General features: G+C 34.1%; 23 protein-coding genes. 16 read left to right on the top strand and 7 right to left on the bottom strand.

Annotated elements, in window-relative coordinates; translation table 11 throughout:
* Positions 1 to 570 precede the first annotated feature (570 nt).
* The 5 genes from Q5760_RS13820 to Q5760_RS13800 all read left to right on the top strand — a co-directional run bounded on the left by Q5760_RS13820 (position 571) and on the right by Q5760_RS13800 (position 4,656).
* Complete coding sequence (locus Q5760_RS13820) at positions 571 to 1,872, top strand: aromatic ring-hydroxylating oxygenase subunit alpha (protein WP_428908223.1); 1,302 nt, start codon at positions 571 to 573, stop codon at positions 1,870 to 1,872.
* Between the two features lie 2 nt (positions 1,873 to 1,874).
* Entirely contained in the window at positions 1,875 to 2,354 is a 480-nt protein-coding gene (locus tag Q5760_RS13815; RefSeq protein WP_428908222.1) for an aromatic-ring-hydroxylating dioxygenase subunit beta, read from the top strand.
* A gap of 210 nt (positions 2,355 to 2,564) precedes the next feature.
* The gene (locus Q5760_RS13810) at positions 2,565 to 3,284 is read left to right on the top strand and encodes a YebC/PmpR family DNA-binding transcriptional regulator (protein WP_428908221.1); all 720 of its coding nucleotides are present in this window, start codon (positions 2,565 to 2,567) and stop codon (positions 3,282 to 3,284) included.
* A 301-nt stretch (positions 3,285 to 3,585) separates the two neighbouring features.
* Positions 3,586 to 4,176, top strand: a complete 591-nt coding sequence (locus Q5760_RS13805; protein WP_428908220.1) for a cell wall hydrolase — start codon at positions 3,586 to 3,588, stop codon at positions 4,174 to 4,176.
* Positions 4,177 to 4,284: 108 nt separating this feature from the next.
* Positions 4,285 to 4,656, top strand: coding sequence for a Replication termination protein (locus Q5760_RS13800; protein WP_428908219.1), 372 nt, complete (start codon positions 4,285 to 4,287; stop codon positions 4,654 to 4,656).
* Between the two features lie 58 nt (positions 4,657 to 4,714).
* Here Q5760_RS13800 and Q5760_RS13795 read toward each other — a convergent pair whose 3' ends face one another.
* On the bottom strand, positions 4,715 to 4,903 hold the full coding sequence (locus Q5760_RS13795) for a YozQ family protein (protein ID WP_428908218.1): 189 nt from the start codon (positions 4,901 to 4,903) through the stop codon (positions 4,715 to 4,717).
* Positions 4,904 to 5,075: 172 nt separating this feature from the next.
* Here Q5760_RS13795 and Q5760_RS13790 point away from each other — a divergent pair, with 172 nt between their 5' ends.
* Positions 5,076 to 5,840, top strand: coding sequence for an NRDE family protein (locus Q5760_RS13790; protein WP_428908217.1), 765 nt, complete (start codon positions 5,076 to 5,078; stop codon positions 5,838 to 5,840).
* A gap of 57 nt (positions 5,841 to 5,897) precedes the next feature.
* Here Q5760_RS13790 and Q5760_RS13785 read toward each other — a convergent pair whose 3' ends face one another.
* The 3 genes from Q5760_RS13785 to Q5760_RS13775 form a co-directional block, all read right to left on the bottom strand.
* A complete protein-coding gene (locus Q5760_RS13785) occupies positions 5,898 to 7,037 on the bottom strand; it encodes an AbrB family transcriptional regulator (RefSeq protein WP_428908216.1) in 1,140 nt (379 codons plus the stop codon).
* 131 nt (positions 7,038 to 7,168) lie between these two features.
* The gene (locus tag Q5760_RS13780; protein ID WP_428908215.1) at positions 7,169 to 7,504 is read right to left on the bottom strand and encodes a hypothetical protein; all 336 of its coding nucleotides are present in this window, start codon (positions 7,502 to 7,504) and stop codon (positions 7,169 to 7,171) included.
* Positions 7,505 to 7,614: 110 nt separating this feature from the next.
* Positions 7,615 to 8,460: a methyl-accepting chemotaxis protein gene (locus Q5760_RS13775; RefSeq protein ID WP_428908214.1), complete on the bottom strand. Its 846-nt coding sequence runs from the start codon at positions 8,458 to 8,460 to the stop codon at positions 7,615 to 7,617.
* A gap of 289 nt (positions 8,461 to 8,749) precedes the next feature.
* On the opposite strand from Q5760_RS13775, the gene Q5760_RS13770 reads away from it, so the two are divergent.
* Complete coding sequence (locus tag Q5760_RS13770) at positions 8,750 to 9,205, top strand: flavin reductase family protein (RefSeq protein WP_428912583.1); 456 nt, start codon at positions 8,750 to 8,752, stop codon at positions 9,203 to 9,205.
* 51 nt (positions 9,206 to 9,256) lie between these two features.
* Here the strand turns inward: Q5760_RS13770 and Q5760_RS13765 are convergent, their stop codons facing one another.
* Positions 9,257 to 10,360, bottom strand: a complete 1,104-nt coding sequence (locus Q5760_RS13765) for an NlpC/P60 family protein (RefSeq protein WP_428908213.1) — start codon at positions 10,358 to 10,360, stop codon at positions 9,257 to 9,259.
* A gap of 133 nt (positions 10,361 to 10,493) precedes the next feature.
* On the opposite strand from Q5760_RS13765, the gene Q5760_RS13760 reads away from it, so the two are divergent.
* From Q5760_RS13760 to Q5760_RS13735, 6 genes are all read left to right on the top strand, one after another.
* A complete protein-coding gene (locus Q5760_RS13760) occupies positions 10,494 to 10,643 on the top strand; it encodes a hypothetical protein (RefSeq protein WP_428908212.1) in 150 nt (49 codons plus the stop codon).
* A gap of 296 nt (positions 10,644 to 10,939) precedes the next feature.
* On the top strand, positions 10,940 to 12,115 hold the full coding sequence (locus Q5760_RS13755; protein WP_428908211.1) for a phosphoglycerate dehydrogenase: 1,176 nt from the start codon (positions 10,940 to 10,942) through the stop codon (positions 12,113 to 12,115).
* A gap of 166 nt (positions 12,116 to 12,281) precedes the next feature.
* Entirely contained in the window at positions 12,282 to 13,244 is a 963-nt protein-coding gene (locus Q5760_RS13750) for a DMT family transporter (RefSeq protein WP_428908210.1), read from the top strand.
* A gap of 106 nt (positions 13,245 to 13,350) precedes the next feature.
* Positions 13,351 to 13,596 (top strand): hypothetical protein, encoded by a 246-nt coding sequence (locus Q5760_RS13745; protein ID WP_428908209.1) that lies wholly within the window; start codon positions 13,351 to 13,353, stop codon positions 13,594 to 13,596.
* Between the two features lie 201 nt (positions 13,597 to 13,797).
* The gene (locus Q5760_RS13740; RefSeq protein WP_428908208.1) at positions 13,798 to 14,052 is read left to right on the top strand and encodes a DUF1292 domain-containing protein; all 255 of its coding nucleotides are present in this window, start codon (positions 13,798 to 13,800) and stop codon (positions 14,050 to 14,052) included.
* 26 nt (positions 14,053 to 14,078) lie between these two features.
* Positions 14,079 to 14,249, top strand: a complete 171-nt coding sequence (locus Q5760_RS13735) for a hypothetical protein (protein ID WP_428908207.1) — start codon at positions 14,079 to 14,081, stop codon at positions 14,247 to 14,249.
* 51 nt (positions 14,250 to 14,300) lie between these two features.
* Here Q5760_RS13735 and Q5760_RS13730 read toward each other — a convergent pair whose 3' ends face one another.
* Positions 14,301 to 14,519: a hypothetical protein gene (locus tag Q5760_RS13730; protein WP_428908206.1), complete on the bottom strand. Its 219-nt coding sequence runs from the start codon at positions 14,517 to 14,519 to the stop codon at positions 14,301 to 14,303.
* 114 nt (positions 14,520 to 14,633) lie between these two features.
* Positions 14,634 to 15,482: a DegV family protein gene (locus Q5760_RS13725; RefSeq protein ID WP_428908205.1), complete on the bottom strand. Its 849-nt coding sequence runs from the start codon at positions 15,480 to 15,482 to the stop codon at positions 14,634 to 14,636.
* A 282-nt stretch (positions 15,483 to 15,764) separates the two neighbouring features.
* Here Q5760_RS13725 and Q5760_RS13720 point away from each other — a divergent pair, with 282 nt between their 5' ends.
* The 3 genes from Q5760_RS13720 to Q5760_RS13710 all read left to right on the top strand — a co-directional run bounded on the left by Q5760_RS13720 (position 15,765) and on the right by Q5760_RS13710 (position 20,392).
* A complete protein-coding gene (locus tag Q5760_RS13720; protein ID WP_428908204.1) occupies positions 15,765 to 16,562 on the top strand; it encodes an enoyl-CoA hydratase/isomerase family protein in 798 nt (265 codons plus the stop codon).
* Positions 16,563 to 16,727: 165 nt separating this feature from the next.
* Positions 16,728 to 17,831: a tyrosine recombinase XerS gene (gene xerS, locus Q5760_RS13715; protein WP_428912582.1), complete on the top strand. Its 1,104-nt coding sequence runs from the start codon at positions 16,728 to 16,730 to the stop codon at positions 17,829 to 17,831.
* A gap of 890 nt (positions 17,832 to 18,721) precedes the next feature.
* The gene (locus Q5760_RS13710) at positions 18,722 to 20,392 is read left to right on the top strand and encodes an ABC1 kinase family protein (RefSeq protein ID WP_428908203.1); all 1,671 of its coding nucleotides are present in this window, start codon (positions 18,722 to 18,724) and stop codon (positions 20,390 to 20,392) included.
* Positions 20,393 to 20,406: the final 14 nt, after the last annotated feature.

The raw sequence follows: 20,406 nt of genomic DNA, 5'->3' as shown, positions 1-20,406 counted from the left end.
ATAGAATCATAGCTGTTGATGGAACATTCTGCTTTATTCTGTAAACCTTTTCAAAAAAGTATCCAAAATATTTTTTATCAACTAGTTAAATAATATCGAAAATTTTTATATATGTCTATTAAAATGCATTTCTAACTAGTTAAAATACTATAGAAATATAAGTAATAAAAAAAATATTAAGAAAACATAAATATTCTAAACAAATTTTAATTAGATTACCTGCAAAATTTGACATATAATTTGATTAAGCCTTAATAAATAGAAAATTTGAATTGTTGAACAATTGATGCTGATAACGATTCATAGTCAAGCACAATAGTCAGCGTCACATGAAAGCGGCTACAAGTACTTTAATGTAAGGCTAGTGTTTTAAGGGGGGGTATCTTTACTTAGGAACATGTTTATATGAAACTGTATCAAAGTAAAAGAACGTTTTCACGCGGATGGAGAAAGCGGTTGCAATCAGGTATATGTATCAAAGGGGATTTATACAAACACCTGCCCGATCAGTGATGGTGAAATCACGATCTTATATTGCAAAAAGTTAATAAAATCTTAGGAGGGACCAACATGAGTAAATATATTCGTGAAAGTGAATTATCATTTCAAGTTAATCGTCAAGCATTTATTGACAAAGACATTTTAGAATTAGAAAGAGATGCGATTTTCAGTAAATGCTGGTTATATATCGGTCATGAATCCGAATTAGAAAACAAAGGTGATTTCCATAGAAGAAAAGTAGGTGGACGCAACCTATTATTAACTCGCAGCCAAGATGGCGAAATCAGAGCTTTCTATAATTCTTGTCCACACCGTGGAGCATTAGTTACTCGTGAAAAATGCGGTAACTCAAAAGTATTCCGTTGCTTCTATCATGCATGGAGCTTTAACAACCAAGGTGAACTAGTAGGTATGCCTGATAAAGCTGGATACCACAATGATCATAACTGTGATGGTTCTAAAAACCTAACAACAGTTGAGCGTCTTGAAAGCTACCGTGGTTTTATCTTTGTAAACTTTGACAAAGATGCTATTTCTTTAGAAGAATACTTAGGAAACGCAAGAGAATACTTAGATCTTGTAGCTGATCAAGCAGAAGCTTCAGAAAACCCACAAGGTATGGAAGTTCTTGCTGCTCCACAAAATTACAGTGTACGTGCAAACTGGAAACTTCTTGGTGAGAATAGTGTTGACTTATATCACGGAGTTCCAACTCACAAAACATATTTTGATATTGTTGCTACTCGTGGTGGAACAATGGAAAAAGATAGTCTTGTTGGTGAAGGCCGTGATTTAGGTGGCGGTCACGCGGTTATGGAATATTATTCAGCTTGGCCAAGACCAGTAGGAAAATGGATCGAAGGTTATGGTGAAGAAGCAAAAGAAATCATCGACAATAACATTAAAACATTAGAAGAAAAATTTGGTGCTGAACGTGCACATCGTATTGCGAAAAAGAATCGTAATATCTGGATCTTCCCTAACTTAGTTATTAACGACATTATGGCAATTACAATTAGAACATTCTATCCAGTTGAACCAGGATATATTGAAGTAGATGCATATGCATTAGCACCAAAAGGTGAACCAGCAAACTTTAGAGAAGTTCGTAACGACAGCTTCTTAGAGTTCTTAGGACCAGGCGGTTTCGCAACTCCAGACGATAACGAAGCTCTTGAACTTGCTCAAGAAGGCTTTGCTAATGCAAAAGGTGTTGGCTGGAATGATATTTCTAAAGGTATGAACCGTGAAGTGCCACAAGCAACTGACGAAGCACAAATGCGTGCATTCTGGCGTCAATGGAATAAATTGATTACTGCAGAAGAAGCATTAAAAGAAGAGCAAGAAAAAGAAGAAGTTGGGAGGGCCTAATGATGAATATTACTCGTCAAGAAATCGAAGACTTTTTATATCTTGAAGCTGATCTACTTGATAATTTTAAAATGAAGGAATGGGCTGCATTATTTGCTGAAAATGGTACGTATGAAGTTCCACCACTTGGCGACCCTGATGCTGATTTCAAAAACTCATTATATATTATTCATGATGACCGTCATCGCTTAGAACAAAGAGCTTTGCGTTTATTAAAGAAGGAAGCTCATGTTGAATACCCACATTCTAAAACAGTTCACAATGTAAGTAACGTTAGAATCGTAGGTAATGAAGAGGGCGTAGTTTCTGTAAAAGCTAACTTTGTTACTTTCCGAGCTAAACGGGATCACTTAGATAACTATGTTGGTGTTAATGAGTACAAACTCGTTCAAGAAAATGGAGAATTAAAGATTCTATCTAAGAAAGTTATTCTAAAATTAGAAGCTTTACGTCCGCAAGGTAAAGTAAGTATTATTTTATAATAATAAATAATCAGTACGATCTATTAACAAAAAAACGTTTGGTTTTCCAAACGTTTTTTTGTTGATAGCACTTTTAACATGGTATTCAATTATGTATAATAGAGTTTGTGAAAAAACGTTTCTTTTCTTTGTTTTATTATCGAATGAGGAAAGAAAAGATTAGGCTTAACTTATAATGTTTATAGACTTTTGTTGAAAGAGAGTGGGATTATGGGTCGTAAATGGAACAATATTAAGGAAAAAAAGGCTTCCAAAGACGCGAATACAAGTCGTATTTACGCAAAGTTTGGAAAGGAAATTTATGTTGCTGCCAAACAAGGGGAACCCGATCCTGAGGCAAATCAAGCTTTAAAATTTGTTCTTGAGCGTGCGAAAACTTATAATGTACCAAAACATATTATTGATCGTGCCATTGAAAAGGCTAAGGGTGGCTCAGATGAAAACTATGATGAGCTTCGTTATGAAGGTTTTGGACCAAGTGGATCTATGATCATTGTCGATGCATTAACAAACAATGTAAACAGAACGGCTTCAGAAGTTCGTGCAGCGTTTGGTAAAAATGGCGGTAATATGGGTGTTAGTGGTTCGGTTGCTTATATGTTTGAACCTACTGCCGTAATTGGGACAGAAGGTAAAACTGCAGATGAAGTATTAGAGCTCCTAATGGAAGCTGATGTTGATGTACGTGATATCATCGAGGAAGAAGAGGCTATAATTGTCTATGCTGAACCAGATCAATTCCATGCCGTACAAGAAGCTTTCATAAATGCGGGCATCACAGAATTTACAGTTGCAGAATTAACGATGATGGCTAAGAGTGATGTCACCCTTCCTGAAGATGCACAAGCTCAATTTGAAAAGCTAATTGATGTTCTTGAGGATTTAGAAGATGTTAAACAGGTATATCACAATGTTGATTTAGGCGAATAATGAAGGAAGCAGATCTCTAAGGAGGTCTGCTTTTTGATTTTCATCCGCTTGTTCTTATTAACTATAGAATATATGAAATGCTTTTGAAATAAACCGTAAAAGTTTTGGTTCATAAACCCTAAATTGGTTTTAAATGGAAGTTATAATGAATTGGTATAAATTTCAATATTATACATAAATCCTATATTCTCATAGGTTGCTAGATTCTAATTTTATTTCCCAAAATTTGGAGGAGTGAACGAAAATATTACAACTGATACCCTAGTAATAGAGATATGAGAGATTACTAGGAGGATTGAACATGAAAAAAATTAAAACAGCTCTATTAACATTCGTAACAACCTTAACCTTATTTTCATTCCAATCAACTTCAGAAGCGAGCTCAACCCATGTCGTTAAGGCAGGGGAATCATTATGGAAAATTGGTAATCACTATGGTGTCCCAGTACAGGCAATCAAAAGACTGAATAACCAATCTGCTAATATGGTTTATGCTGGACAAAGCCTAGCAATCCCACAATCTATTTCTACTGCCGAAAAGGACTTATTGGCAAGGTTAGTTTCAGCAGAAGCAAAAGGTGAGTCCTATGCAGGAAAGGTCGCTGTTGCAACGGTTGTGCTTAATCGTGTTGATCACCCAGACTTCCCAGATACTGTAAAAGATGTAATCTATCAAATTGACGGAGGTCATTATGCTTTTACTCCAGTACAAAATGAGGAAATTAACAAAGCAGCTGATACGGCTTCGGTAAAAGCAGTTAATGAAGCATTAGCCTTTAGAGGTCAAGGAAATGGTTCTTTATATTTTTACAATCCAAACACTTCAACTAGTAAATGGATTTTATCAAGACAACCAACCGTGAAAATTGGTAATCACGTATTTGCTAAATAACGATGTCAAAAACATCAATTCTCATTGAATTGGTGTTTTTTCTTATGTGCAATTTACACAATATGGTATAATATATTCAGAAAAGTCAATATAAGGGTGGTTAGGAAAATGGAAAAAAGAAAAAGAGAAAGTACCGGTTTCCTTATAAAGCAACGTGCTTTTCTTAAATTATATATTATAACAAATATTGAAAATGGTAGATGGTATGGATTGCAGCTTTTGGATGAAATGAGAAAAGAATTTCATCCCTATGGTTTTGAACCACAACATTCTGAAATTTATCGAGCGTTACATGATTTATTAGAAGACGGTGTGTTAACAAGGGGAAAAATTAAAAAAGAAGGTTCTAAATATCAAGAAGTTGCCGTCTATGCCATAAAAGATCCGGAGAAAGCGAAGACGTATAAAAAGATGGTTAAAGTCGATTTAGATCGTTCATCTCAGTTATTAAGAAAAGCATTAGAAGATAATTATTCATAAACCACCTTGAGTACTGATTGGGTTGATTCAATCAAGAATCAACCCTTTCTCTGTCATTTTACTTTTTATTTCCTTCTCTATCTTGGTTCTCAGGGGCATGTGTCAACATGTCGCCAACCATATAAGTATCACTTACTTGTTCGTGGGTGGTTGCTAAACCTTTTGAAACCTCATCTTTTTTATTGTAGTCTGAAGAATCGTATATTTTAGTAACAGACTTAAATTCCTTTTTTTCATTTTGGCTCATTGCAAGACCTCCTTTATCTTTCTTTAGTTTCTTAAAATTCAATAGTTACTATTCATGAATATGAGCATTATGTAAAATAATTTTCAAATATCTCAAGAGCGGAAATATTGAAGTGCCACTTAAGAAAAGAGTATGATGAAAGAGATTCCATACTAAAGGTTGTGACGGTTTCATGTGTTTAATTTTATTCGCTTATAACGTACATCCCACGTATAAACTGATTGTTGCTGCCAATCGGGATGAATTTTACAATCGGTCTACTGCAGCTGCCCATTTTTGGGAAGATGTACCTGAAATTTTAGCAGGTCGAGATTTAGAAAAACAAGGGACTTGGATGGGTGTATCAAAAAAGGGTCTTTTTTCAGCATTAACAAATTATCGAAACCCTTTAGAAACGATTGAAGGAAAACGATCACGCGGTGAATTAGTGGCAAACGCTTTAAAATATTCAGGTGAAATAAAGGGATATATGAATTCTTTATCAAGTCAGAGAGAACAATATCCAGGGTATAATTTGCTAGCAGGCGATCTGAATGAACTATTTTATTACTCTAATATAAGTAATCATTTAGAAAAATTAACCCCTGGAATCTATGGCGTTAGTAATCATTTACTCAATACAGATTGGCCAAAGGTTCGAAAGGGGAAAGAGGGTTTAGCCCAGTGTATCAATCGTCGTAATGATGATTATTTGGTAGAGAATTTATTTACTGTATTGAAACACTCGGAGCCATTTCCCGATGAACTGTTACCTAAGACGGGAGTATCATTGGAATGGGAAAGACGATTATCGTCACTATTTATTCATAGTAAAGATTATGGAACAAGAAGTTCTACTGTCTTATTGATGTCTAATCAACATATTCAATACGTAGAAAGAATTTATCTAAATGGGGAAAATCATAAAGAACAAACCTATATGATTGAGTATGAATAAAAGAAACAAATTTCATAAAAAATAACGAACAGACTTTCTGTTCGTTATTTTTTATAATTAAATTGTTACCTCGGAATCTTTTTGTTTAATCGTCTGATTGCCGACCATTTTAAATATTGGTGGTAATACTAATAAAACAACGACTATTCGTAGTACTTGTACGGCAACTACGAAGGTCGAATCCGCTCCAAGTACAATGGCTGTAGCAGCCATTTCGGCAACGCCGCCTGGAGCAAAAGCTAAAACGGATGTTATAAGGGATATTCCAGTTATTTCAGAAACAAAAATAGCACAAAGTAACATCGCTAAAATGAATATAACGGTACTTATACAAGCAACAATCAACAATTTGCCTATGTTTTGGAACATACTTTTTTGAAAGCGAGCACCAATACTTGAAGCCATTAGTACTTGTGCAATTATTAAGATAATCGCAGGCCGCCAAATGACTAATTCAGTACCAAAAATGATTAGATAAAGCCCTTGAACAACAGCCACACCAGCCATTCCTCCAATTAAGACAGGAGAAGGAAATTTTAATATCTTGCCAACATATTTGCCGCCCCACGCCGCCAAGAATAATAATAGGGTGCCTAAAAGATGGCTTAATTTAAAATCCACTACAGAAGTTGATACAGCAGGATAGCTTGCAACAGGTGATGTTACAGTTGCGATCCATGTTGACGCAATCATCGGGATAAGGATTACTACAAGAAAAACACGCAACGTTTGGACGATACTTACTACACCTGTATTCGCCCCAACATCTTGGGCGAGCCCTGGCATTACTACAATTCCGCCTGGTGCGGTCGCAAAAAGACTTGTGATTAAATCGGTTTTACTAAATTTCCAAATTAAAAATCCTGAGAGTAAGGAAAAGACTACAGATATTAGTAGCATAATCGTAATTGGCATCCAATACTCTTGAAAAGTAGAAATAACCGCAAGATTAATTTTTCGACCTAATTCTACTGCTAATATTGTTTGACCAATTCTCAACCAATAGGGAGGCATTCCTTTCTTTTGTTGATTAGGATCTTTTAACCAATTAGGTCCCTTAAAAGACAATAAAGCAGCCGTTATAAGTGTACCGATGATCCAACCAATATCAAGACCTAATAATATAAGGACAAGACCACCCATACTACTAAGGAGAATGAAATATAGATTTCGGATAAAACCATTGCTCATTTTCATTTGTAACCTTCTTTACCATTAAGTTAAATCATAATGTTGAATTATTATACATTTAATTAAGTTAGAAATAAATAAAAAAGCTTCTATTCGTGGAAAACAAAAGAGAAAAGAAGCTTTTTGTAAAATGTAAGTTATGAGTCCTCTTTTTTATTACTTTTATCATCCATGGTTCTGAATATTTGTGTATCCATACTACCTTGAACAATATTTTCAATAAAAAACTCACCAATAATCTCTAAATAATCCTCATCATTAAACATTTTTTTATTCTGTAATTCCATTTCAGCTAGACCGTCATATGTAGCCATTAGACTAAAATTATGATCATGTCCTGTTATAGGTGTTAAGATTTCAACCTTATGATTAAAATTTTCATTACGATATTCTTTTAATTTTTTTATATTTTCAATTCCTTCTTTAAAATTTTCTTGTTTTATTTGAAAAGTTTGATACACAACAACAGTCATAGATTGTACCCTCCAAGATCTTAATTCCATTACTAATTAATTTCTTCATATAAGGGTTTTTTTATTCCTTCATTCTTTGGACTAATCTCTATATCACTTTGCAAGAAAATTTATAACCGATTCGATAATTGTAGTAATAACTGAGAAATTTCCGAAAAGCGTTCAATCTGTTTATTAATTAGTTTTGCTTTTTCAAGTTGTTTAATAACTGTATCATTAATGGATGCCACTTCTTTTGTGATATTTTCCAAGTCTTTATGAAGTTCATTCAATGTTTTTTCAATTTCTATACTTGCATCATTGCTATTCCCGGACAACTTTCTTATTTCATCAGCGACAACTCCAAATCCTCTACCCACATCACCTATTCTTGCAGCTTCAATTGCTGCGTTTAGACCAATCAGTCGAGTTTGCGAGGAGATCGACTTAATGGAATCTAATATTTGATTCGTTTTTTGAAACTTTTTATTAATATCTTCTGCTTTGTTTTGCAACACAACACTATCATCATTTAATTGTGAGGCGACTTCTAAAAACTGATTAATAATTTCACCAACTTCATCACTCGAATTAGAAAGTTCCACGGCACTACTATTTAATCCAGTCCAAGTTTCAATATTTTTGGCGATTCCAACAGACCCAATCACACGATTCATTTCATCTAATAGGGGATAACCATAAATTCTAACAGGGATCCCATATAGGGAAGCATCCATATTCTTAGCAGCTGGTTTTTTTGTACGCATGGCCTCCGCCATAGCAGATTTTGGATTAACTGGATCGCCAGGATTAATATTTAACTTAACAGTTTCACCGTCTGTTTGAACGATAAACTTTTCTTTATCTGTCACCGCAAAACCCAAATCCGTTTGCATAATTTTAGCAATATATGGCGTAATAACGATTAATGCATCCATAAGTTCTTTACTTGTTATTTTTTTTGACGTATGTATCATCAAAACGACCCCTTCCAATAATTAAATATACAAATATGTAAACCCTTCCAATCATTATTATACAATAATGATTGCTTCATTAATATAAAAATTGGCAAAATTAGAATATCCGGTAAGACCGAGCATTCTTTTGGTAATAATATGATGAAGCATGTATATTAAAAGCAGTTTGAAATATATATACAGTAAAAATTGTACTTTTTAAGTACTTGATAGTAGCGAATCGAAGAAAAAAGGTAGGAGTGATATTTTGGAAAAAGAGAACCGCGAAACAACATTTAAAAAAGTGATGGGGAATTATCCAACAGGTGTGACAGTTATAACGACAATAGATAAAGACGGTACACCCGTTGGCTTAACCGTCAATTCATTTGCTTCCGTATCACTTGACCCAACTCTAATTCTATGGTCAATTGATCATAGAGTTTCCACTTTAGAAATATTTAAAAATGCTACTAAATTTGCTGTTCATACGTTGGCAAGCGATCAAGGAGATATCTGCTCTCTTTTTGCTTCAAAAGGGATAGATCGATTTGCTAATTGTAATTGGGAATTATCGGAGCAAGGATTGCCTATTATTTCAGGAGCTTATGGAGTTCTTCAGTGTAAAACCTATAAACAAGTAGAAGCGGGAGATCATACGATCCTAATCGGGGAAGTGATCGATATTCAACACCAAGATAAAAAACCATTGCTATACCATAATAGAAAGTTCGGAGAAATCCCAAACGAATTTTATAATTAATGTAGGAACCCCACCTATTTATTAGTGAGAGGTGGGGTTTTACTTTCTTTCTTATTCAATGATTCGAACAACACGACCATTAAATCGTTCTTTCCAATATCCTGTTGACATATCTGCAATGGCCACACCTGTGGAACTTTGAGAACCAAGAAACTTCTCATTTCCTAAATAAATTCCAACATGTCCATCTTTTTTATAAGTATCAAAAAAAACTAAATCTCCTGGTTGAAGCTCATTTAAAGAAACTTGGCGACCATTATGTTTAATTGCGTCTGTGGTCGTTCCGATTTCTATACCTGCTTGACTGAATGCCCAATGAACAAAACTTGAACAATCAAACCTTCCGCTTATTATATCCTTTTCTGTTCTTCCTCCACCAAAAACATAAACGGAATTACCAATATATTGATAACCAGCCTTGATGATCTTTACTATGTTACTGGATCCAATTGTGTTTGAAACAGGGACCTCCGATTCTTCACCAACAACATCTGATCGATGAGCAATCGTATTAGGATCAGAAAGAGAGAGGCTGTTCTCATAGTGCTTTTCCGTTTCACGTAAATCAGACTGAGTTTGTTCTATTTGTTCTTTTATTTTTGACGATTCTTCTCGTTTTATTTGGATTAGTGTAAGCTTCTTTTCCAACTCTTGTTTTTCATGATATTGCTTTCTCAGTAATTCTTGGTCTGCTTGTACAATTGTAGATACAGAATCTACTCTTTCTATAAAATCACTAAAGTCATTTGATCCAAAAACCACTTGCAAATATGTATTGTTTTCTCCATTTTTCTGATAGTATTGCACTCGTTCGCGTAAAATATCATTTCCTTTTTCTATTCTTTCTTTGATTTCGTTAATTTCACTTTCTAATCCAGTAATTTGTGTTTGGGTGTTATTCAATTGTTTTTCTAACTCATTAACTTGTCTGATATTCTTCTGTAATTCCCGATTGATCTCAATAATCCACTGGTTTAGTTTTTCCACTTCAGTTTGTTTTACATTTATCTTTGAATTCTTTGGCTCAATGGTTTTGGCTTTTACTATCGTTATAGTAGGATCACTCAGTACACCAATTGCTAGAATAGTGATTAACATTAAAAAAAGACCTTTAATAACTGCACACCCGCTTCCCGTATTTTTATATTTTTTCACTTTTCGCAAAACAGGGATAACATGTATATTTCAATTTAATAATAGGCACATGACAATTCCATATCAGATAAATTAGCGTAAACCAAATAAGCTTGGTAAGCATATACTAAAAATAAAAACCTTGAGGTGCAAGATGGAGATTGTTCTGTACACGATAGAAAAAGCAGAAACTAAAATCCAAAATAGAATCAACGAGATTATTAATACTGGTGATCGAGCTAATTTTGATAAACTCCCTGGGCTGATTGAAGCTTTAAAAATCATCATGGAAAACAAAAATTAGAAATGGAATTTAAGACAAACACGTAATCACGTGTTTGTTTTTTTACTAAATTTTTTTAAAAAAAGTAGGTCATTGACAAACACATTTCTTTATTATAATGATTTCTGTGAAATTCATACAAAAATTTTTGTGATTTATTTTTAAAATAACTCGTTATCCATTGAACAAATAAAAGGCTGTAGTACCTTGACATATTCTTGTGAAATGGTAAAATATTTAAATATTTTACCAATAAAAATTGATCGTTTTTTATTTGTTTCATATATATTAATTTACAAGGGAAGAGGAGAGTAGGAATGTATACAATTAAAACATTGAATAACATTGCACAGTGTGGTTTAGATGTATTCCATACAGACCAATTCACAATCGACAATGATAGCAATCAAGCAGACGCCATTGTTCTTCGCAGTTTTAACCTGCATGATGTAGAAATTAATTCTACTGTTAAGGCTGTTGCAAGAGCGGGTGCAGGTGTGAATAATATTCCTGTTCCTGCTTATACAGAACGGGGAATTGTTGTATTTAATACGCCTGGAGCTAATGCAAATGCTGTAAAAGAAATGGTACTTACTACATTAATGGCCTCTTCACGTAACCTGTTTGCTGGTGTAGCTTGGACAAAATCACTACAAGGTAAAGGGAAAGAAATCCCAAAATTAGTGGAAGCAGGGAAGAAGCAATTTGTTGGAAATGAGATTAAAGGAAAAACATTAGGGGTAATAGGACTAGGTGCAGTTGGGGCGCGTGTTGCAAATGATGCTTTGAATCTGGATATGGACGTTATCGGATATGATCCTTTCATTTCTGTTGATACAGCTTGGAATTTGTCACGTAATGTTCAGAGAGCGTTTAACTTAGACCAGCTTTTTGAAAACAGTGACTATATTACTGTACATGTTCCGTTGACTGATGATACAAAAGGGATGTTCAATGATCAAGCGTTCAGAATCATGAAGGATGGCGTACATATTCTAAACTTTTCACGCGGAGAATTAGTGAATGAACTGGATATGGCAATAGCGCTAGAAAGTGGAAAAGTTGGTAAGTACATTACAGATTTTCCAAATGAAAATATTTTAAAAATGAACAACACAGTGGCTATTCCACATCTCGGTGCCTCTACAAAGGAATCAGAGGAAAATTGTGCGATTATGGCTGCAAGACAAATTAAAGATTTTCTTGAAACAGGAAATATCCGAAATTCAGTAAATTTCCCAAATGCATCACTCCCATATACAGGAAAACAGCGAGTCACAGCTTACCATAAAAATGTTCCCAATATGGTAGGGCAAATTACTTCAGTACTGTCAAACTATCATTTAAATATTGCAGACATGGTTAATCGAAGTAGGGGAGATTACGCTTATACGATGATCGATGTAGATAATCAATTTAATGGTGATATTACCACTAAATTAGAGGAAGAAATCCAGCAAATTCCTGGTATGGTTACGGTTCGAATTATTTGATAAAAAGGCTTTAACTAGAATTAATTTAATAAGTCCAATATAAAAAAGACTGGTTGTGTATATCGATCGGTCTTTTTGTATTAATATGATACTGCTTCATTCTAGTCTATTAATATGTTAAGATTATTTGTTGTTATAAATGTATATAGATTAGGAGATGTAAAAATTGAAAAGTATTTTTCAAAATAAATGGGCAGTTATTGGATTTGCTGCTATTTGCGCGTTTCTATGGGGCAGTGCATTTCCAGTATTAAAAATAAGCAATATTGAATTGAAAATAGCGTCAGGTGATCCAATCGCACAAATTGTATTTGCCGGAATGCGATTTCTATTAGCAGGACTTATTCTATTGTTTTTTTTATTTATTACTAAACGTAAGAGTTTAATGATTAGACGTTCTCACATTTTCGTTGTCGTTTTATTTGGGATTATCCAGACTGCCTTACAATATTTCTTTTTTTATATTGGTTTAGCAAAGGTTTCTGGCATGCAAGGTGCTCTTTTAACTTCAAGCGGAACATTTTTAGCTGTCATTTTGGCACATTTTTATTATAAAAATGATCATTTGAACTGGAAAAAATCAATCGGAATTGTAGCAGGATTTGTAGGTATCATTTTAGCTAATTGGGGACAAACATTCCAGTTTCAGTTTAATTTCACTGGTGAAGGCTTTATGATATTGGCTGGATTGACAACCGCTGTGACGACTATCATGGCTAAAGAACTAGCCGTTGATATTCATCCAGTTGCCTTAACAGGATGGCAATTAACAATTGGAGCACTTCTGTTATTGATTATCGGTGTACCACAACTCCAACCAAATGCGATTACGTTTACTCCTTTTGGCTGGGGATTGCTGATTTATGCAGCATTGCTTTCTTCGATTGCCTTTGCTTTATGGACGACCATTTTAAAATATAATAAAGCAGGGAAAGTTAGTATTTATAATTTTTTAACGCCTGTTTTTGGTGCGTTATTATCAGCACTTTTAGTTCCTGGAGAAAGTTTAAATCTACTGATTTTAGCAGCAATCACTTTAGTTGCTTTTGGTATTATTATTATGAACCTGAACGATCATGACAAAGAATTGGATTCATTAAATTCACTTTCTAAAACAAAAGCAAGTTAAAGAAAAAGCTATGAACGTCCCTTTATGTGACTTTAGTTACAACAATTTCTTTATCTCTATGTTAGTTTAATATTATGTATAAGTTAAAGACTTTGGAGGTTTCGATATGAGTTGTGGATGTAGATGTTCGAGCTTAGAAGACGGACAAAAAATTGTAGATCATGTGAAAAATAAAGGGAAGGCGCACTTTACACCTGCTGTTTCCCATAAAATTAAATGTGACTGCGGAGAGATCTTTACTTTAGAGACCGTTATTATGAATTGTCCTAAATGTGAAATGACTTTTGCTGTTACACCTTGTAGTTCAGGGGACATCAATAATATTAAAAAAGCGGGTATAAAGTACGCTTAACACAAAGACAAAAACATCTGTTAAAAACAAACAGATGTTTTTGTTATTTTCATGATTTCTTACTTACAGCATTTGGTATAATTCCCAAAGGTTTATTTAATCTTCATGTTTCCAATATCCTTCATATTACATTTCACTACTACCCAGAGAATTTTTTCAGTTCAATATGGGAAATGTATGATTTAGAAAGGGGGATGAGGAATGAAAGGGGACTCCATTCGAGATCTTATCACAATTGAGAGTGAGAACGGTGAGCAACTTTCATTTGAGGTTGAAGCCCTGTTTGATATGGAAGGAAAGTCTTATGCTTTATTAAGATCAGACGAGCAAACCGTCTTAATGAGGGTTAAAGAAGGTAAGTCAGGTCAGCAACTTATCCAGATTTCTGATCAATCCGAGAAAGAGTCATTACTGGATGCTTATCAAATTGCAGTCGCGGCTTCACCCGCGGAATAAAAAACGAATGGTGGGATATTACAAAAATGGCTGATTGGAATCAACAAGCGGCTCCCAATAATAATCTTACTTCTGGAACCATCGAAACATCCAATCTTGTAATAAATAGAAAACGAGAACACCCATTTACAGAAGAATTATCAGATGGAGGAGAACGAAATCAAATAATAAAAAAACAAGTACAATCAAAGAAATAGGTAAAAGTTAAAAGGAAACTCCCAATGGGGTTTCCTTTTTGTGACTTATCATTAACGCTTTTTCTTTTTTGAATCTACTCCAACAGTTGCTTTCTTGATAATTGGATCATAAAGAACGTCCACATGAAAAACATTGTCAGCAACTTGAACAACATTTATAACTTTTCCTTTTCTGCCTTTAATTTTAATACTTTCATCAACAGAGGGGATTTTTTTTAATAGTTGTGTTAGAACCTTTGTTCTGCTTTCAAAAAAATGTATAAACACCATGTTCGGTCTCTCCTTATCATACAATTTACTGGTAGTAGCGGGCAAAAGGATACTGAAAAAATTTATGACTTTCTATAAAAGTATGAAGAAGAGACCGCTTTAGTGCCCGGTTAATTATGATTCTCTAAACCATGAAATCCCAATTGTACCTTCACCGGCGTGTACTCCAATTGCAGAACCCAAAGGACCAGTTATAATTTCGATTTCCGAGAATAATGAACGGATTTGTTCTTTTACAATCTCAGATTCCGCGGACGCCTTACCCGACAAAATAAAAACGGTCTCCACACGATGCCCATTTTCAATATCATTTTGTAACTTAGAAACCATGGAGAGAAGCGCTTTAGGATTTGTGCGAACCTTTTCACACGGAATAATTTTTCCATCTCTAAATGTTAAAATTGGTTTAATCTTTAACAAACTTCCCATGACCATTTGGATCGTACTAACGCGTCCACCTTTATGCAATTGTTCCAAAGAACCAACCATGACATAGAGCTGATTAGAACGATACATGTTTTCCAGTTTTCTTACTACATCAGAAATAGGAATACCATCACGAACCATATTTTGGGCTTTTCTAATCATATAAAACATAGGGAGAGATATGAGTTTTGAATCAACTATAAACAAAGGGAAATCTGCTATTTCTGCAGCTTGTCTAGCTGTATGAACCGTACCACTTAGCTCAGAGGATACGTGTACTGCAATCCCTAAATCGAATTGACTTTTTAAGTTTTCATAGAGTTCGACCAATTCACCGATTGATGGCTGCGAGGATTTAGGTAGCGAAGGGGAAGATGTTAGCTTTTGGTAAAATGTTTCTTCTGAAATATCAATTCCATCTTTAAACGTTTCATTTTCAAACGAAATATTCATTGGTACGATAAAAATTTGATTGTTTTTTTGAAAAGTAGGATCGATATAACAAGTACTATCTGTAATCCATGCAATTTTTTCCATATTCATTCTCCTTATCTTTAGTAACTATAGAATCTCCAACTTTGTTGATAGAGATTATTCTTAGCACTAATTAAAAATAACTTCATTTGGTTAAAACTCAAAATAATTATGCTAAAAGGGGAGAATAGGTTATATTTTTTGATTCTCCGTTTTATTAACAATTTTATACAAGAATAAGAAAATTGGAAAATCGCATTTACGAAATAGCGAAACTTTTGATATGATGAATAATAGATATCTTTTACCAAAATAATCAAAATCAAAAATGAGGAGGAACTAGTTTTGTTAAATCAACAAGTAAAGAACGATCAATATTTACAGTGTTTAATCGAAAATAAAGTAGCGGTTGTTACGATTAGTCACGAGCCTGGTAATAAATTAAATACAAAAGTATACTTAGAAATCACTAGATTATTTGGAGAGTTGGAAGAAAATAAAGAAGTTCATGCAATTGTTCTGACCGGGGAAGGGGACGAAGCGTTTGTAGCCGGAGCCGATATCAATGAAATGGTAGATTTAGATACAGTGGGAATGATGGATTTAACAAAAATCACTCGCGAAGCGTTTTCAAAAATTGAAAACCTTAACAAACCTGTAATTGCTGCAATTAATGGTGTGGCTCGTGGTGGAGGACTTGAATTAGCGTTATCATGTGATTTACGAATAGCATCCGAGCAAGCTCAATTCGCTTTTCCTGAAATCAATTTGGGAGTCATTCCTGGCGGCGGTGGTACTCAACGAATTCAAAAAGTTGTGGGACAAGGTATCGCGAAAGAATTATTGTATTTCGGGGAATTTATTGATGCTCAGAGAGCTTATGAATTACAAATTGTTAACAAGGTCGTGCCACATAATCAAATTTTAACAGAAGCAAAAGCTTGGGCTGAAAAATTAGCTCAAAAAGCTCCAGTAGCACTTAGAATGATGAAATTAGCTGTAAATACTGGTGCTAATGTCGATCTAGAATCTGCTCTTACAATCGAAGCTACAAGTTATGACGGAGCATTTGCTACACAAGATCGTAAAGAAGCCATGTCAGCATTTTTAGAAGGAAGAAAACCCGTATATAAAGGAAAATAAACTTTCCATGATTTTGTTCAACTTTTGAACCAAACATATTAAGAGAAGAGGCATAAATCTTCTTTTAATATGTTTAAACATAATTACGCAAAATATAAATTTGACGTAATTATGTGGTTGGTTTATAATGGAAGTACCAAAATCTTTACGTTCGAGGTGTTTTCTATCGCTACTGAATCTCAACAATTATATTATAAAAAATTACAATCTATTCTCAAAGAATTGCCCTGGTATGTCAAAGAATATATTGATCACAAACAAAGAAAACTTTCTACTGCATCCTTATTGAATTATTGTCTTGATTATAAAATCTTTTTTAATTGGATCGTTTCCGAACAGTTGTTCTCGGGTCCGATTAAGGATATCCCATTATCTCTTCTTGAAACATTAAAAGCTCAGCAAGTTGAAGGCTTCCTCTACTCTTTGAAATATGAACTGAATAATAAAGACATTACAATCAATCGCAAATTATCAGCATTAAAGTCCCTTTTCAATTATTTACAAAACATAGCTGAAAACAGTGATCTCGAGCCTTATATTCACCGTAATGTCATGGCAAAAATTGAGTTTAATGAATTAAACTTAAACTTAGAAACGATCGCTAATAAAATGGAAGGAAAAATTTTATTAGGCGATGAATATGAGAATTTCCGTAAATTTGTTGCGCAAGATTATGGTGAACTCGTTAAAGATAATAAGAAACTATGGAATTTTTATCAGGTAAATCGTGAACGAGATACAGCTATTATCTCTTTTATTTTAGGATCTGGGTTACGTCTTTCGGAGGTTGTAAATTTAAATATAGATGATATTGATTACGTGAAAAACTCTGCAAGGGTGATCCGTAAAGGAAATAAAGAGCAATATGTTTATTTTAGTAAAATAGCAATGGACGATTTAGAAGAATATTTAAAAATTAGAGAATCTAGATACGAAGTTGAAAAGCAAAATAAAGCATTATTTGTTGCTGCTGCAGTTGGTCCTAAAGGAAAATCCAGACGTTTAACACCTCGTTCAATTGAAAAATTAGTTGAAAAATATGCAAAAGCATTTGGAAAACCATCATTATCTGTCCATAAATTACGCCATTCATTTGCAACAAGATACCACACAGAAATTAATGATGTTCCAAAACTGAGACGACAACTGGGCCATTCCTCCATTCAAACGACGATGATCTACACACATATACGCAATCAAGATTTAAAGATTGCTGTTGATCAAATGGATATTCCAGAACCAGAACCAGAGGGCAAAACTGATGAGTAAATAAATAATAAGAGTAATTGTGAACTCCCTTCTTCAATTACTCTTATTACTTATTTTTTAACTATTTAATGATAAATATATTATGTTAACTAATTAAAATATTTCCTTTATAATAGGATTTACATGGTTCACTAATCTTCTTTAGGTAAAATTAAAGTCTTTCGAGTTTTTTTGTTTCCCGCTTCCATAAAACCAGCCATAAGTTAATCTGTTCGGTCTAATTATTGTTATTTCTTCGTGCGATAACCTACTTACCAATTATAAAAGAGTTTATCCTCAATGTATGTCTGTAGTACACATTCCAGCCTCTATTGGATTATTTGTACATTTACACAGTTTTTTTTACTGTAGTAACTTGATCGTTCACCCACCAATACATCTTGTCCCGGTCTGGTGACATAAGTCGTTTCCCTACCGTTCGCTGGTTGTTATATGGCATTGAGCTACTTAGGTCCTATGAAAACGATTGAGTTCTTCACTCGCTCTTCCACATTTTGGATTATCTTTATATAGACTAGAATCCTGCCTGTTCGGTAAAGTGAAGACTTACGGGGGCAACACGTTTCCCTCTTGGCATGCCTTACACCCTCATGTTATCAGTCACATTTACTCGATTTGACTTCTAAAGAAAATGCTATTTAGTGGATTTCTCACTTTTCGAAGATTCGCTAACATAACCCACGCTGTGTTTTACACTTATGGATCAATATTCTATGGGGTTGCCCGCCTCTTAAAAATTGGTAAAATTCAACAGTTTTTTATTTGTCTATTTTGTTACATTTCTACCTTTTAAGTAAAAATAAGGTAGAATGAATGGAAAGGGACACCAATAGATTATAAAAACTATCTATATTAAAAAATAGTAAAAAACCCATATGTGGAGGACATATATGCTAGGCATTCGTTTGAAACACGCACAACGCTATCAAGAAATAACAAACGCTTTTTTACGGAATGGCTTTAGTTACTTTGTTTATCGAATTGGCTTATCTCATCAAGTTTTTCCGAAAGAACGTAACGCAAAAGAGCATATGAGTAAACAAACGATTGGGATTAAGTTACGAGAAGTGTTGCAAAGCTTAGGTCCCACTTTTATTAAACTAGGACAAATCGCCAGTACAAGGCGAGATTTAGTTCCATCAGAAATTGCACAGGAATTGGAAAAACTACAAGATCAAGTATCAAGCTTTCCCTTTCAACAAGTTAGGGAAATTGTTGAACTAGAATTAGGGGAAAAGCTAGAGGATTTATTTCAAGAGTTTGATGAAGCTCCCATTGCTTCTGCATCAATCGGTCAAGTTCACCGTGCTCGTTTAAAATCGGGTGAACGTGTCGCCATAAAAATACAAAGACCAGACATTCGATCAACTGTCGATACCGATTTAGAGATTCTTGACGATGTTGCACGATTAATGGAAGCAAACCTTTCTTGGGCAAAAACGTATAAAATCCGAAAAATGGTATCCGAGTTTTCGAATTCTCTACGAGCTGAACTAGATTATCAAACTGAAGGAAGAAACGGAGAAAGAATCGCAAATCAATTTACCGATAATCCAGAAGTGTTCATTCCAAGGATTTACTGGAATTGTACAACCAATAAAGTTCTGACAATGGATTACGTTGATGGGATTAAGGTCAGTCATATCCCTACTCTTCAAAAAGAAGGATACAATCTTAAAACCATCGCAAATCGGGTTACCAATTCAATGCTCCATCAAATTCTCATGGAAGGCTTTTTTCACGGGGATCCACACCCAGGCAATATTTATATCCTTCCAGGAAACAGAGTTGCTTATATTGATTTTGGAATGGTCGGTCGTTTAAGCGATGATACAAAATTTAACTTTGCTTCATTAGTCATCCATTTGCAAAATGGGAATACAAAAGGTTTGTTGAAAACCATAACAGCTATGGGATTACACTCTAGTGAAACCGATATGAACAGCTTATATAATGATGTAGATCATTTTGTCATGAAGTATTCAGATATACCATTAAGCAAAATTAGTATTGGAGAAGCCTTAAAAAATCTCCTTGACCTAATCTATCGTCATCAAATTCAAGTTCCTGCTGACTTATCTAATTTAGGAAAAACGCTTTTCCTTGTAGAATCAATTGTTAGCCAACTAGATCCAGAGCTAAGTATTGTGGATACCATTAAACCGTTCGGTGAAAAATTACTGCGTAAGCGTTACGAACCAAAAAGTGTGTTAAAGAATTCGTGGAGTGATATTCTTGATAATATCCATTTTATTGCAAAAATCCCAAAAAACGTGAAGGATCTCACAGATACCGTACAACAAGGAAAATTACATTTTGAAATGAGTATTACCGAGATGAAGGATTTTTTACAAAGAATGGACCGGATCAGCAATCGTCTTGCCTTTAGTATTATTCTTCTTTCCTTTAGCATCTTAATGGTCGGTCTTATAATTGGTACAAGTATTATCGGACAGAAAAACCTATTATGGGAGTTCCCTGCTGTTGAAATCGGATCTATCGTGGCAACTTCGATGTTTTTATTCATATTAATAGCCATTATCAAATCTGGTCGAATGTGAAAAATATATACGTA

Origin of the sequence: Niallia sp. Kr1 (assembly GCF_050389805.1) — a bacterium.
Lineage (GTDB): Bacteria > Bacillota > Bacilli > Bacillales > Cytobacillaceae > Bacillus_BD.
This window is presented reverse-complemented; position numbering and strand designations above follow the sequence as displayed.